Genomic DNA, 14,357 nt, shown 5'->3' with positions numbered 1-14,357 from the left:
CTGTATTCGAAAGGTTCAGGGCTTCAACAGAACCTTGATCGCACCGTCCTGCTTCTTCTGGAAGATGTCGTACGCATGCGGCGCTTCTTCGAGCGAAAGCTCGTGAGTGGCGAACGAATCGACGCCCAACGGATCGTCGTCGCCGAGGAGCGGCATGATGTCGTCGACCCATCGCTTGACGTTCGCCTGGCCCATCCGCAGCTGAATCTGCTTGTCGAACAAGGTCATCAACGGTAGCGGATCGGCCATACCTCCGTACACACCGATGATCGAGATGGTTCCGCCGCGTCGAACGATGTCGATTGCCGAGTACAGCGCACCCAGCCGGTCCACGCCGGCCTTCTGCATCATCGGCGCGGCCACGGCGTCGGGCAGCATTCCGACGATCTGCTGGGCCAGCTTGCCGACCGGTGAGCCGTGCGCCTCCATTCCGACGGCATCGATCACCGCGTCCGTTCCTCGGCCGTCGGTCATGTCACGAATGACGTCGCCGACGCCCCCGCTGTGTTCGGCCAGATTCACCGTTTCGATTCCCCGTGCCGCAGCTCGCGCCAGGCGCTCGGGTACGAGGTCGACAGCAATGACCCGAGCACCCTTGTGCTGGGCGATGCGGGCGGCCATGTCTCCGATGGGACCGAGTCCGAGCACCGTCACCGACCCGCCTGCAGGTATCGACGCGTACTCCACCGATTGCCACGCGGTAGGCAATACGTCGGAGAGGTAGACGAATCGCGAATCGGGTCCGGCCTCGGGGACCTTGATGTGCGTGAACTGCGCCTGCGGAACACGGAGGTACTCCGCTTGCCCACCGGGCACTTGGCCGTACAGCTTGGAGAAGCCGAACAACGCGGCACCCATGCCCTGCTCACGAACCTGGGTGGTCTCGCACTGGGTGTACAGACTCGAATTGCACATGTAGCAATGTCCACACGAAATCTGGAACGGGATGACCACACGGTCTCCGACGGCGAGATCGCCTGTCTCCGAACCGACTTCCTCCACGATGCCCATGGGCTCGTGACCCAGAATATCGCCCTGGTCCATGAAGGCACCGAGCGTCTCGTACAGGTGTAGGTCCGATCCGCAGATATTGGTGGTCGTGATCTTCACAATTGCGTCCGTCGGCGCTTCGATGCGGGGATCGGGCACCGAATCGACGCTGACGTTCCTCTTGCCCTGCCATGTCACTGCGCGCATGGAGGCTCCTCTCTGTTACTCGACCCCGAAACTCGGAATCGCACGAAGCGGATTACCTGCTTCGTATGCGTGCAAACGCATCGGACCCACACGATTGACCGTGACCGGCAGCGGGTAGGCGTGAACAATGAGTGTTGTGACCCCTTCCATCGCCCCCACCCTCGTGTCGCCTCGGTTGCCGGTGCCGTGTGGTCCACTCTCGGACGCCGTGATCCGGTATCTCTCCACCGGCGGCGGTGCCGCACTGCCCAGCGCGTCGGATGCCGATCCGACGTCGCGTGACATGCAACTGGCGTTGCTCATCAGCTACGAACTGCACTACCGCGGGTTCGAGGGCGTGGACGACGAACTGGAGTGGGATCCGGCACTGCTGCAGTTCAGAGCAGCACTCGAATCCGCGTTTCTGAACTACGTACGCTCGAATGTCGAACCCGGCGACGACGTCGTCGCCGAAATGAAGCGACTGTCGGTCGAGGCGTCGTCCGGTACCGGCCCGTCGTGGTTCCTGCGGGACGAAGGATCGTGGGAGCAGATGCGCGAGTACTTCGTACATCGGTCCATCTACCACCTCAAGGAAGCGGATCCTCATGCGTGGGCGATCCCGAGGCTGGTCGGCCAGGTCAAGGCCTCGTATGTCGCCGTCGAATTCGACGAGTACGGCGGTGGTAGGGGTGAGCGTGTCCACCAGCATCTGTGGGCCGAATCCATGACGGCAGCAGACCTCGATGCGTCCTACCTCGGGTACGTGGATCGCGTCCCCGCCCAGACACTCGCGTGGGTCAACCTCATGTCGTTGTTCGGATTGCACCGTAGCCGCCGAGGTGCCACCGTGGGCCATTTCGCCGCCACGGAGATCACGTCCTCGCCGGGTTCACAGCGGTTCGTGCAGGGCCTTCGCAGGCTGTCAGCGCCGGCTGCATGCATCGCGTTCTACGCGGAGCACGTCGAGGCCGACGCCGTCCACGAGCAGGTCCTGCGCCACGACGTGGTGGAGAACCTGATCGGACAGGAACCGCACATCGAAGCCGACATCGTCTTCGGCATGCGCGCACTGGATTTCGTCGAGAACGCGCTCGCGGACCACGTGATGCAGCGGTGGTCCGCCGGTCAGTCGTCGCTGGACTGACTCGCTCGTCGCTTCGCGCGATGGCTCGTGTCGCACAGTGGGTACGTCTTGCTTCGCTTGCATGTGCACAGCGCGACGACGAAACGATCCGATGTGACGACGGAGCCGTCGTCGAGTTCGATCTCGACCGGCCCGTCGATCAGCATCGGTCCGCCCCGGACCAGTCTCACCCGAGTGCGCGCAGGTGCAGCGTCACCACCCGTCGACTCATCGCTTGTCGCCACGCAACACCACCAATTCTTCCGTTCTGCGGCCTGATTCGAGCACGCCCTTGGCCTCGAGCCACTCGGCACGAGCCGTCATGACGGGCCCGAAGTCGATTGTGCGGCACGCCGCCTCCGATGCACCGAAACCGTGAGTATTCAGCATCTCCCGTGTTCGCTGCGGACCCGAGAATTCCGAGTGGACCACCAGCAGCACACCGCCGGGTGCCAGCAGTTCCGCGCCTCGCGTGCACAGAGGGTCGAGCACCACTCGCCCGTCCTCACCCGCATCCCAGGCGCGGTGCAAACCCATGCCGGTGGGCGCGGTCTCCGACGGAACGTACGGAGGGTTGCACAGCAGAATGTCGAACGGCTCCAGCTCGGTCGCCTCCGAGAACGACCCCAGCCGCACATCCACATCGACTCCGACCGACCGGGCATTGCGCTGCGCACAGGCAACCGCACGCGGAGAGATGTCGAAGGCCACCACCTCGCGGGCACCGAGCAGTGCTGCGGTGATGGCCACTGCGCCGCTACCGGTACACATGTCGAGTACACGGGCTCCGGGCACGAGCCCCGAATCTACGGCGACGTCGCACAGCAGAAGTGAATCCTCCTGAGGCTCGTACACTCCGGGATCGGCGTGCACTCGTGCCAGCGAACGGACGGAATCGAATTCGGCTGTCGTCATGGACATTCCTCCCAGCGTGGATTGTCGGATTCGTATTCCCGCGTCCAAGCCCCGCAAACCGGTTGTTCGGAACAGGCTTACCGACACGCACTTCGGGGTAGTGCTAGGACGTGTGTGGTTGAGGAGCAGCCCGCAGTCTCGGCAGTCGACTGCCGCACTCCCCCTGCACGGGTTCAGGAGTTCGGCTCCAGAGGAGTTGTCCATGATCGTCGTTCCGTCCATTCGAACTCCGCTCGCCGGTGTGGTTCCATCGCTCTCCACCGCCGACGACCGTGCCTCGAGTACCCGTTCCTCGCTCCCGGAGGCCGAGATGACGGTGTCGGTCGACGAGAGCGCAGGCGACGACATCGAGGTGCGCATTGCCGGCACCATCACCGACGTGGACGTTCCGGTGCTGGCCGAGACGTTGGGGGAAGCCGCCGAGCGCGGCCGGGCTCTGATTCTCGATCTGTCTCGCGTCACGTTCGTCGCGGCGGGAGTTCGCTCCGTGCTCGACGCCACCGCTATTCGCCAGGGTCGCTGGCAGCAGAAACTCTCCGTCGTGCTTCCCGACGGCGCAGACCCGAGCGGCGTCTCGGACCGCGTGTTCGTCTACCGCACGCTCGCCGAAGCCCGCACCGAAACCGATGCCCGCACCGAAGTCACAGCGCAGGCGGCCGATTCACGGTGAGCCGCACCATGTACGACGTGCTGATCATCGGTGGAGGCAATGCCGGTATCAGCGCGGCCGCACGACTGCTGAAGAAGGGCGTATCCGACGTCGCCGTGATCGAGCCCAAGCAGGTGCACACGTACAAGCCCCTGTTGTCGTACGTCGGTGCCGGTCAGGCACCGCTGACCGAGGCCGAACGGACCCAACGCTCGGTGACCCCCGAGGGCTGTGTGTGGCTCGAAGATTCGGTCGTGTCGGTGGATCCGGCAGAACGATCGGTTCGCTGCGCGTCGGGAATGGAGTACGGCTACCGCGATCTCGTGCTGGGGCAAGGCCTGATCGCCGACGAAGCCGCTCTGCCGGGTGTGCATGCGGCACTTCGTTTTCCCGATGTCGCCAGCAACTACCTCGACCGGGCCGAGCGCACATGGCGGCTGGTCCGTGACCTGCCTGCACACAGTCATGCCGTGTTCACCGTGCCGCGCCCGCCCGTCGGGTGTACCGGGACCACCGTCAAGCCGCTGTTTCTCGCGGCCGCCCACTGGAAGCGCACAGGACGACTACCGACCGTCGACATCACGTTGGTCGTCGATCGTGAGAGTCTGATCGGTGTCCCTGACCTGGACCCCCGGCTCGCCGGCCACCTCCGAGACCTGGGTGTGCGCGTCGTGATGGATACGGCGGTCACGGCGCTCGAGCCGGAGAGCAAGCGCATCACCGTCACCGATCACGCCGGGGTCGACGAGCGTATCGACTACGACATGCTGCACCTGGTCCCGCCGTACCGCGGACCATTGTGGGTACAGGAGTCCGGTCTGGCAGGAGAGCAGCCGCACGGTGTCGTCGACATCGACTCCCGCACGATGCGGCACCGACGCCACCCCGAGGTGTGGGCTGCAGGCGACGGTGCAGCGATCGACACCGACTCGTCGGGTGGCGCTCTACGCAAACAGATTTCGGTTCTCGTCGACAATCTCGTCGCATCCAGGAGCGGCGGAGCGATGTCGAGTTACGACGGGTACACCGTCGCACCCATCGCTGTCGAAGCACACACTCTGATTGCTGCCGAGTTCGACCGCACCGGTGCACTGGCCTCGTCGCTACCCTCGTTTCTCGATCCCCTGAAACCCAGACGGTCCGCGTGGGCGTTCGACCGATACGGCCTACCGCAGTCCTACTGGCACATGATTCTCGCCGGGAGACTGTGACACCGACCGTCTGGTTCGAGGTGTGTCAGCTGTCGCGGGAGGCGTTCATCAGCCCGTCGGGATCCTCGACGACGACGCGGTAGCCGTCGTCTTCCAGTCCGCTCACAGCCTCTCGAAGGAGGCGCTGTGCAGCGCCGTCGACGGCGCGCACTTCGGTGAAATCGACGACTATCTCCTCGCAGTCCGGGACGCCGGCCGCAAGACGGGCGACAACGGATTCCGCACCGGCGAACCTCAGCTCGCCCTGCAGTTCGACGGTGGTGACGCCGTCGGATTCGCTCAGCGTGCGAATGGCGGATTCGCCGCTGGGAGGGACGTGCATCATGTGCAGACCGAGGTCGCGTGACAGCCTCTCGAACACCGCAACCCCGCGGACGCTGTTTCCGTGCTCGTTCAACCGGGGCGAGATCACGGCAACACCCACCTGACCGGGGAGCACGCCCATGATGGCTCCCGCGACTCCACTCTTGGCCGGAATGCCCACTGTCGCAATCCAACTGCCGCTGCCGTCGTACATCCCACAGGTTGCCATGACAGCGAGAACGTGACGGTTGACCGCGGGGTCGACGACCTGTCGGCCGGTGGCCGGATCGGTTCCGCCGTTCGCCATCACCGAGGCGATCACGGCCAGATCGTTGCACGTCACCGTCACCGCGCACTGGCGCGCATACCCGTCGACGACGACCGCGGGTTCCGCACCGAGGTGGCCGACCGACTTCAGCAGGTGCGCGATCGCGGTATTTCGATCGTCGGATTCCAGTTCGGCCTCGTACACCGACCGATCGATGTGGAGTTCACGGCCGGCCATGGCTCCGAGTAGCTCGATGAGCCGCCCCGCTCGTTCTTCGCCGTCACTGCCCGCGATCATCGAATGTACCGCCAGCGCACCGGCATTGATCAGAGGGTTGCGAGGTCGACCGGTCCGCGCCTCCAACGAGATCTCGTTGAACGAATCACCCGACGGTTCGACGTCGACGGCCTCGAGCACCGCTGCGAGCCCGTTGTCCTCGATGGCCAGCGCATAGGCCACCGCTTTGGCGATCGACTGGATGGAGAATTCGGTGTCGGTATCGCCCGCCCCGTAGTGCGACCCACCGACGGTGGCGAGCGCAACCGCGAACGTGTCGGGATCGGCCGCCGCCAATTCCGGGTTGCCGCTCGACATTTCCCCATCGTCGAGGTGTCGGCACTCCGTCAGGACGGACTGAAGATACTCGGGCACCGGTGATCTCATCACCCCACGCTAACCGTCGGGTCTTGACACGCCGACCGTGGCACCGTTTACACTCCGGGTTCCTCAACCGTTGTGGAGCATCGCTCCGCACAGATCGGACGCGCCCGTGCGATTGCGACGCTTGACCTCCACCGATTCCGCCGACCGCCTTGCCGTCCACGTGCCCGACACGACCACGTGGATCGATCTCGAGGCTGCGGTCTCGACTCTGGGTGCCCCCGAGATCCTGCACCCGCTCACCGGGTCCATGCTTCGGTTCCTCGATGCAGGTGAACCCGCACGTGAAGCCGCAACGACGGTGGCGCGGCGGGCGGCCGACGAGGGCGTCGCGACGATGGACCGACCGGCACCGACCCTTCCGGTCGTTCCCGCGTCACTGCGCTGCTTCCTGGGCTGGGACGAGCACTGGGACCTGGCCGCACACAACCTCGTTCGGCGAAATCTACCGCGTGCCGTCCCGTTCATCCGTGGATTCGAGATGCTGACGCGTCGAACATTCCCGGCCCTGCGTCCCGGTCCGGGGTTCGACGACCATCCGATCTACTACACCGGTAACCACCTGACCGTCGTCGCCGACGGGGCCGATGTCGAGTGGCCGTCGTACAGCCGAGTTCTCGATTTCGAGCTCGAATTCGGTGCCGTCGTCACCCGACCGATCCGAGATGCATCCGAGCGGGAGGCCGAGGCTTCGATAGGCGGTTACGTCGTCTTCGACGACATCAGCGCGCGGGACACGCAGTGGGAGGAGCAGCGCCGGACTCCGTTCGGACCGGTGGTCAAGACCAAGACCTTCGCCAGTTCGATGGGCGCAGACATCGTCACCCCCGATGAGGTTGCGGCGCAAATAGATTCGCTGGCCGCGACCGTCCGGGTCAACGGCGAACTCTGGTCGACCACCAGCACTGCCGGGATGCGCTATTCCATGGGTGAATCTCTGGCGTTTGCGAGTCGCGGCGAGAGCATTTACCCCGGCGAGCTCCTGACGTCGGGCACTCTGCCTCGCGGTTGTGGGCTCGAACTCGACCGGTGGATCGCTCCGGGCGACCGCGTCGAACTCGATATCGAACGAATCGGCTCCGTCACCAACACCATCGGTGCTCGCTGAGTCCTATCGGATTCCGCGCTCGGTGTCCGACTTGTCGGTCGACGCGTCCTGGAACATCTCAAGGAACGACCCGAAACCGGATGCACTCTGACGTGTTTCGTCTCTGTTGTTGTCCGCAGAGCCTGCGGATACGTCCTGTTGTGTCATGCAACCAGCATGACAATCGGACATTGCGACAAATCCAGGTGCAAAGTCACGAATCGGCATCGAAAGATAACAGCCCGGTAACGACGAACTCGAAGCTGTGGATGGATCCAGCTCGTATTCCATCCACAACTTCGAGTTCGGGTGGCGCATCAGCGCCGGTGAGTACTAGGCGAGCTCGAAGCGATCGAGCATCATGACCTTGTCCCAGGCCGCGACGAAGTCTCGCACGAACTTCTCCTTGGCGTCATCGCAAGCGTAAACCTCTGCGAGAGCGCGCAATTCGGAGTTCGAGCCGAAGACCAGATCGTTACGTGTTCCGGTCCACTTCTTCTCGCCGGTAGCGGCGTCCTTGGCCTCGTAGATGCCGTCCTCCGCGGTGGGAACCCATTCGGTGCCCATGTCGAGGAGGTTGACGAAGAAGTCGTTGGTGAGCGTGCCGACCTTGTCGGTGAGGACGCCGTGCGTCGACCCCTTGTAGTTCGCGCCGAGTACACGCAGACCGCCGACCAGCACGGTCATCTCCGGTGCACTGAGCGAGAGCAGGTTGGCCCGATCGACCAGGTTGAACTCGGCGGGCAGCTTCTGGCCCTTGCCCAGGAAGTTGCGGAAGCCGTCCACCTTGGGCTCGAGATCGGAGAACGAGTCGACGTCCGTCTTCTCCTGCGTCGCATCCATCCGGCCCGGGGTGAACGGGACGGTGATGTCGACGCCTGCGTTCTTGGCGGCCTGCTCGACGGCTGCGACACCGCCGAGGACGACGAGGTCCGCGAACGACACCGTTCCGGAGAACGACTGCTGAATGCCTTCGAGAACGCGGATGACCTGTGCGATCTCGTCGGGCTCGTTGACCTCCCAGCCGGCCTGCGGCTGCAGGCGCAGACGGCCACCGTTGGCACCGCCGCGCTTGTCGCTGACGCGGAACGACGATGCCGCCGCCCACGCAGCCGAGATCAGCTGATCCTGGCTGAGTTCGGAACCGAGGATGGTCTGCTTGAGCTCGGCGATCTGCGCGTCACCGATCAGCTCGTGATCGACGGCCGGGATCGGGTCCTGCCAGAGCAGGGGCTCCGCCGGAACCTCGGGGCCGAGGTAACGCGAGACCGGTCCCATGTCGCGGTGGGTGAGCTTGAACCACGCCTTCTGGAACTCTTCTGCGAGCTCCTCGGGATGATCGAGCCAACGACGGGTGATCTGCTCGTAGATCGGATCGACGCGCATCGCGATGTCGGAGGTCAGCATCGACGGGTGCCGACGCTTGGACGGATCCGCCGGGTCGGGAACGAGATCCGCGCCTTCTCCGTTCTTCGGACGCCACTGGTGTGCGCCGCCCGGGCTCTTGTAGAGCTCCCACTCGAAGCCGTAGAGGGTTTCGAGGAACGAGTTGTCCCACTGGGTCGGCGTCGGGGTCCAGATGACCTCGAGTCCGCTGGTGATCGCGTCGGCGCCCGAGCCGGTGCCGAAGCTGTTCTTCCAGCCCAGGCCCATCTGCTCGATGGGCGCGCCCTCGGGCTCCGGTCCGATGTGGGCATCGGGGTCGGCTGCGCCGTGGGTCTTGCCGAAGGTGTGTCCACCGACCGCGAGTGCCGCGGTCTCGATGTCGTTCATGGCCATGCGGCCGAAGGTCTCGCGGATGTCCAGTGCGGACTGCACGGGATCCGGATTGCCGTTGGGGCCTTCGGGATTGACGTAGATCAAGCCCATCTGCACTGCGGCCAGCGGGTTCTCGAGGCTCGTGCGGTCACCGTGGTAGCGCTCGTCGCCCAACCAGGTCTGCTCGGGGCCCCAGTAGACGTCCTCGTCCGGCTCCCAGGCGTCGACGCGTCCGCCGGCGTAGCCGTAGGTCGGCAGGCCCATGGACTCGATGGCGACGTTGCCGGTGAGCACGATGAGGTCGGCCCAGGACAGTTTGCGGCCGTACTTCTGCTTGACCGGCCAGATCAGACGGCGGGCCTTGTCCAGGCTTGCGTTGTCGGGCCAGCTGTTGAGGGGAGCGAATCGCTGCATGCCGGCTCCGGCACCGCCGCGACCGTCCTGCTTGCGGTAAGTTCCGGCCGCGTGCCACGCCATGCGGATGAAGAACGGACCGTAGTGCCCGAAGTCCGCGGGCCACCACGGCTGCGAGTTCGTCATCACGGCTTCGATGTCACGCTTGACCTCGGCGAGATCGAGAGAATTGAACTCGGCGGCGTAGTCGTAATCCGCACCCATCGGATCGCCCACGGCCGGGTTCTTCTTGAGGATCTTGAGATTGAGCGCCTTAGGCCACCACTCGCGGTTGCCGCCGCCTTCGACAGGCGTGGGCATCGCGTCGTGCATGACCGGACACTTGCCACCGCTCTCCTGCGGCTGATCCTCGTTCATCTCTTTTTCGCGTGTTACGTGATCTTCAGACACGTGCTTCCTTCCAAGGTGTGACGATCGGGCTGTGATCGGTGGTCACGAACTCTGCTGTGTTCGAGACCGGGGAGGGAACTGAACGGGAACTGCCGGCTGCTCGCGAGCAGCCGAACACTGTGCGCAGAAGCCCCAGTAGATGACCTCTGCCTCGTCGATCGTGAAACCGACGGAGTCCGATGCGGTGAGACACGGCGTCTCGCCCACCGCGCAATCCACGTCTGCGATCACGCCGCAGTTGCGGCACACAGCGTGGTGATGGTTGTCCCCGACCCGAGATTCGTATCGTGCGGGAGATCCCGCGGGCTCGATGCGACGCACCAGGCGCGCAGCGGTCAGGGCATTGAGAACGTCGTACACCGTCTGGCGTGATACCTCGGGGAGCACCGATCGGACGAGTCCGAGAATCGTGTCGGTGTCCGCATGCGGATTGGTTTCGACGACCTCGAGCACGGTGACCCGCGGACGGGTCACGCGCAAATCGGCGGTGCGTAATTGCTCCGCATAGGGTGAGATCGGCATCACAGCGTCAGTATCCTCCGGTTTTCTGGACCAAGTCAAGTATGCAGTCGAATCCGCTGCTTGTCGACTGCAACTCGGTATCGACCGCAACCCGACACATGCCGTTCGTCCGGAGTTCGGCCGGCGGCTCAGGCCAGAGCCAGGAACAACTTTTCGAGCTCGGCCTCGGTCATCGGTTCCCTACCGTCAGCAGCATCCCCCGTCATGCACTCCCGAAGGCCGGTTGCCACGATCTTGAACCCGGCACGGTCGAGCGCCCGCGACACGGCAGCGAGCTGGGTGACGACGTCCTTGCAATCACGACCGTTCTCGATCATCCCGATGACACCCGCAAGTTGGCCGTGCGCACGCTTGAGCCGGTTGAGTACCAGTGCAATGCTGTCTTCGTCGCCGATCATGTCGATTCCTTCGATGGTGGTAGCAGTGAACTCGAGGGTACCCCCGGGGGCATCATTGCGGCGTGGTACCGGTACCGCCGAGGGCCGCGATTGCCGCCTGCAGTTTCGCCGTGGCCTCGGCGGCGACCGCACCCAACCGCGGCTCACCGGTGACCTCGACCATGATGGCCGGGTTCATGGCCTCGACGACGACGGACCGCGCCGCCGCCGGGTTCTCACGCACGACCACATTGCACGGCAACAGCAGACCGATCTGCCTCATCACCCCCACTGCGCGGTGAGCCAGTCCCGGGTTGCACGCGCCCAGGATCACGTAGCGCTCCATGTCCTCGTCGAGCTTGGCCTTCAACGTGGCCTGCATGTCGATTTCGGTGAGAACTCCGAATCCCTGCTCCGACAACGCCTTTCTCGTGCTCTCGATCGCGTCGGCGAAATCGGTGTCGGTCAGTGTGGTGGACAGAGCGATGTTCATGATGTCTCCTCGAAAATTGTGGTGTCAGTGAGAGCTGTCGATTCAGTGTGAAAAGCGGATGGAGGGCAGGACGGCACGTAGCCATGCCGGCGACCACCACGCGCCGTATCCGGTCAGCCGTAGCAGAACCGGAAGCAGGACGAGTCGAACCAGGAACGCGTCGAGCAGTACCGCAACACCCAGGATGATGCCCATCTCTTTCGGGGGCAACGGATCCGACAGTGCGAATGTGAAGAACACTGCCACCATCACCGCTGCTGCGGCAAAGATGACTCGTCCCGAGTGGGCCAACCCGTCGACCTGGGCAACCTTGGAATCACCGGAGCGCTCGTAATGTTCCTTGGCGGTAGCCAGGAGGAACACCGTGTAGTCCATGGCGATGGCGAAGATCATCGCGAAGAAGAACACCGGGCCCCAACCGTCGAGAAATCCCTGCGGCGTGAAGCCCAGCAGCGAGGATCCGTGTCCGTCCTGGAAGATCAGCTTGGCGACGCCGAACGCCGCCGCGGTGGACAGCAGGCTCACCGCGGTACCGAGCAACGCGATGAGCGGAGCCTGAAGCGCCACCAGCAGCAGCACGAATCCGAGAACCAGGATGATCCCGACGACTATCGGCAGATAGTCGTTCAAAGCCTGCTGCAGGTCCAGGTTCTCTGCCGGTGCTCCGCCGACGAGTGCCGAATCGGGCAATGTCGATCGCAGCTCGGCGAGAATGGAGCCCATCACTTCGTCGGACGGATCCACCGACGGAATTGCCCGCAGCAGTCCATATCCCGAATCGTCAGCCGCACGCTGCGGCGGCGTCACCATCGAGATCCCGTCGACCCGCGCAGCGACGGTTGCGGTCTCGGCAGCATCCACTTCGGGAACCACGATCTGCAGCGAACCCGGTGCGCCCGGTCCGAACCGGTCTTGAACGAGCTCGTAACCCTGCCGCACGGGGGCATCCTCGGGCACCACTGCTATCGACGGCATTGCCACCTTCAGCCCGAGCACCGGGAGGGCGAGCGCAATCAGAATCCCCACCGACACGACCGCGAACGGCCACGGGTGCTTGTGCAGCAACTCCCCCCATGCCGCGAACCTCGGGGATCGATGCACTTGACGCTTGGCGTACGGCAACGAAGCGGCGTTGACCTTGGGTCCGAGCGCACCCAATGCCGCAGGCAGCAGAGTCATCGTTGCCAGCAACACGAAGGCGACAGCCAGCATGATCCCGACGGCCATCGTGCGCACCGCCGGCGCGGGGACCAGCAGCACTGCGGACAGACTCACCAGCACCGTCAGCCCGGACAGCACGACGGCCTTACCTGCGGTGTCCATGGTGGCGGCGACGGCAGCCCGAGGGTCGGTGTTCCGCAGCGCGTCGCGGAATCGAGCGACGATGAACAGGGCGTAGTCGATTCCCAGAGCGAGGGCGAACATCATTGCAAAGTTCATGGCCCACACCGAGATCGGTGTGACACCGTTGAGCAGAACCAGACCACCAGCGGAGGCAACGAGCCCCGCGACGGTGAGCAGCAGCGGCAAACCGGCCGCGACGAGGGAACCGAAGGCAAGCACCATGATCGCCAACGTGACCGGCCACGAGAACAGTTCGGCTTGGATCATGGCGTCGTGGTTCGCCTTGTTGAAGTCCGACCACAGGGCCGACGAACCGGTGGGATACACCTCGATTCCGTCGGTCGAGAGCGCAGTCAACCGTTCCTTCACATCGTCGACGGCTTTGACCATCTCGTCGGTCGTGCCGTTCGCGCCGGCGATGACGATGCCGGTGCGGCCGTCCGGGCTGATCGTCATATTCGGTTGCGGCGCAACGACGTCTCCGAATCGGGAGTCACCGGAGAACACCTCGGTCACGTCGTCGATCACTGCCCGAACAGCGGGGTCCGTGATGGATGCTGCGTCGGAGTGAACGACCACCTGCACCGCTGCGGACGAATTGCCACCGAAATGCTGCTGGGCCAGTTCTCGAACCTGTACGGATTCGGATCCGTTCGCCTGCCACCCGGCTCCCGCCAGAGAGGTGAAGACCGAGGGCGCGAACGAACCGAGGCCGATCAGCGCGATGAGCCATACGCCGAACACCCAACGACGGTGGGTCACCATCGACGCACCCGCACGGCCGAGTAGTCCCGGCCCTCTCGCGGGCAGGTCGTCAGGTGGGCGAAGAATTTCGCCATCGCGCAGCGACATGGTTCTCCTATACGGGTGGGGGTATCGGTCGAGGCGGACGAAACCCCAAGCGATCGAACGTGCCCACCATTGCACATACCCAAGGGGGTATGCAAGTACCCCTGGGGGTACCACCCCAGGGGTACCTGCATCACCGCCGGCGGATCACAACCAGGACGTGTCGGTCAGCGCCGCCTGTTCCACTGCTTCTCGATGCCGCGCAGCACTTCGAGTGTCTGTTCGGAATCTGCATCGACCGCCATCCGCGACCGAGCCCGTTCGAGCGCACGTTCGGCACGTGTCACCGCGCGATACCCCGAGTCGGTGGCGTCGACCAAGTACTGCTGTCGATTTCGCGGATTGACACTGCGCACCAACAGGCCCGCGTCGACGAGACTGGCAGTTGTCGCAGTGATGCTGGTTCGGTGTCGCACCAATTCACGTGAGAGCGCGCTGTACGACAACGGCCCTCTCCGACAAACCAATTCGAGTACCTCGTACCGTGCCCAGCTCAGTCCCTGGGCATCGAGCGCCTCCGCCAACCGCACCCGGGCGGCCGAGGCCATCCGCAATACCGTGGACACGATCTCGAACTCGGTGGAATGCGCCGGAGAGGTGTCGCCGTCGAACGATTCAGCGAGGGCAGTCATCGAAAGGTACTCCCCTACTTGATTTCTGCGAGGACGGTGCCTTGGGTGATGGCGTCGCCTGCGGTGACGCTCAGGCCGGTGATGGTGCCTGCTTTGTGGGCGGTGACGGGGTTTTCCATTTTCATCGCTTCCAGGACAGCGACGAGGTCCCCGACCTCGACGCTCTGGCCTTCGTCGACGGCG

Annotated in this window: 16 protein-coding genes; 4 read left to right on the top strand and 12 right to left on the bottom strand. The window is 64.3% G+C overall.

Going from position 1 to position 14,357, the window contains the following annotated elements:
- Positions 1-15: 15 nt before the first annotated feature.
- On the bottom strand, positions 16-1,197 hold the full coding sequence (locus tag ASH04_RS18230) for a zinc-dependent alcohol dehydrogenase (RefSeq protein WP_032366266.1): 1,182 nt from the start codon (positions 1,195-1,197) through the stop codon (positions 16-18).
- Between the two features lie 127 nt (positions 1,198-1,324).
- Between ASH04_RS18230 and ASH04_RS18225 the strand changes: the two genes are divergently transcribed.
- Positions 1,325-2,323 (top strand): iron-containing redox enzyme family protein, encoded by a 999-nt coding sequence (locus ASH04_RS18225; RefSeq protein WP_052053235.1) that lies wholly within the window; start codon positions 1,325-1,327, stop codon positions 2,321-2,323.
- Here ASH04_RS18225 and ASH04_RS18220 read toward each other — a convergent pair.
- Together ASH04_RS18220 and ASH04_RS18215 are read right to left on the bottom strand one after the other, a co-directional pair.
- Positions 2,305-2,469, bottom strand: a complete 165-nt coding sequence (locus ASH04_RS18220) for a CDGSH iron-sulfur domain-containing protein (protein WP_063216898.1) — start codon at positions 2,467-2,469, stop codon at positions 2,305-2,307. The genes ASH04_RS18225 and ASH04_RS18220 overlap by 19 nt on opposite strands.
- Positions 2,470-2,530: 61 nt before the next feature.
- Positions 2,531-3,217, bottom strand: coding sequence for a HemK2/MTQ2 family protein methyltransferase (locus ASH04_RS18215; protein ID WP_094622023.1), 687 nt, complete (start codon positions 3,215-3,217; stop codon positions 2,531-2,533).
- Positions 3,218-3,419: 202 nt separating this feature from the next.
- On the opposite strand from ASH04_RS18215, the gene ASH04_RS18210 reads away from it, so the two are divergent.
- Positions 3,420-3,887, top strand: coding sequence for a hypothetical protein (locus ASH04_RS18210; RefSeq protein ID WP_032390143.1), 468 nt, complete (start codon positions 3,420-3,422; stop codon positions 3,885-3,887).
- A gap of 8 nt (positions 3,888-3,895) precedes the next feature.
- Positions 3,896-5,077 carry an NAD(P)/FAD-dependent oxidoreductase gene (locus ASH04_RS18205; protein ID WP_057474290.1) on the top strand — a complete coding sequence of 394 codons (1,182 nt, stop codon included), beginning with the start codon at positions 3,896-3,898 and terminating at the stop codon, positions 5,075-5,077.
- A 25-nt stretch (positions 5,078-5,102) separates the two neighbouring features.
- Here ASH04_RS18205 and glsA read toward each other — a convergent pair whose 3' ends face one another.
- The gene (glsA, locus tag ASH04_RS18200) at positions 5,103-6,311 is read right to left on the bottom strand and encodes a glutaminase A (protein ID WP_032391143.1); all 1,209 of its coding nucleotides are present in this window, start codon (positions 6,309-6,311) and stop codon (positions 5,103-5,105) included.
- 106 nt (positions 6,312-6,417) lie between these two features.
- On the opposite strand from glsA, the gene ASH04_RS18195 reads away from it, so the two are divergent.
- Positions 6,418-7,416 (top strand): fumarylacetoacetate hydrolase family protein, encoded by a 999-nt coding sequence (locus tag ASH04_RS18195; RefSeq protein ID WP_052053236.1) that lies wholly within the window; start codon positions 6,418-6,420, stop codon positions 7,414-7,416.
- Positions 7,417-7,419: 3 nt separating this feature from the next.
- Here the strand turns inward: ASH04_RS18195 and ASH04_RS26605 are convergent, their stop codons facing one another.
- The 8 genes from ASH04_RS26605 to ASH04_RS26245 all read right to left on the bottom strand — a co-directional run.
- A complete protein-coding gene (locus tag ASH04_RS26605) occupies positions 7,420-7,563 on the bottom strand; it encodes a hypothetical protein (protein ID WP_155288482.1) in 144 nt (47 codons plus the stop codon).
- Between the two features lie 165 nt (positions 7,564-7,728).
- Positions 7,729-9,924, bottom strand: coding sequence for a catalase/peroxidase HPI (gene katG / locus ASH04_RS18190; protein ID WP_072692110.1), 2,196 nt, complete (start codon positions 9,922-9,924; stop codon positions 7,729-7,731).
- 75 nt (positions 9,925-9,999) lie between these two features.
- On the bottom strand, positions 10,000-10,479 hold the full coding sequence (locus ASH04_RS18185; RefSeq protein WP_032366272.1) for a Fur family transcriptional regulator: 480 nt from the start codon (positions 10,477-10,479) through the stop codon (positions 10,000-10,002).
- 128 nt (positions 10,480-10,607) lie between these two features.
- Positions 10,608-10,877, bottom strand: a complete 270-nt coding sequence (locus ASH04_RS18180; protein ID WP_032366273.1) for a metal-sensitive transcriptional regulator — start codon at positions 10,875-10,877, stop codon at positions 10,608-10,610.
- Positions 10,878-10,929: 52 nt separating this feature from the next.
- Positions 10,930-11,349 (bottom strand): DUF302 domain-containing protein, encoded by a 420-nt coding sequence (locus ASH04_RS18175; protein ID WP_032391145.1) that lies wholly within the window; start codon positions 11,347-11,349, stop codon positions 10,930-10,932.
- A 42-nt stretch (positions 11,350-11,391) separates the two neighbouring features.
- The gene (locus tag ASH04_RS18170; protein ID WP_057474190.1) at positions 11,392-13,545 is read right to left on the bottom strand and encodes an MMPL family transporter; all 2,154 of its coding nucleotides are present in this window, start codon (positions 13,543-13,545) and stop codon (positions 11,392-11,394) included.
- A gap of 164 nt (positions 13,546-13,709) precedes the next feature.
- Complete coding sequence (locus ASH04_RS18165; protein ID WP_051365075.1) at positions 13,710-14,174, bottom strand: MarR family winged helix-turn-helix transcriptional regulator; 465 nt, start codon at positions 14,172-14,174, stop codon at positions 13,710-13,712.
- 14 nt (positions 14,175-14,188) lie between these two features.
- On the bottom strand, positions 14,189-14,357 hold a 169-nt coding region (locus ASH04_RS26245), incomplete at its 5' end, for an acetyl-CoA carboxylase biotin carboxyl carrier protein subunit (RefSeq protein WP_156394597.1).

Source organism: Rhodococcus sp. Leaf233, from assembly GCF_001426165.1.
GTDB lineage: Bacteria > Actinomycetota > Actinomycetes > Mycobacteriales > Mycobacteriaceae > Rhodococcoides > Rhodococcoides fascians.
The sequence above is the reverse complement of the archived record's forward strand: the minus strand, read 5'-3'. Positions and strand labels throughout refer to the sequence as shown.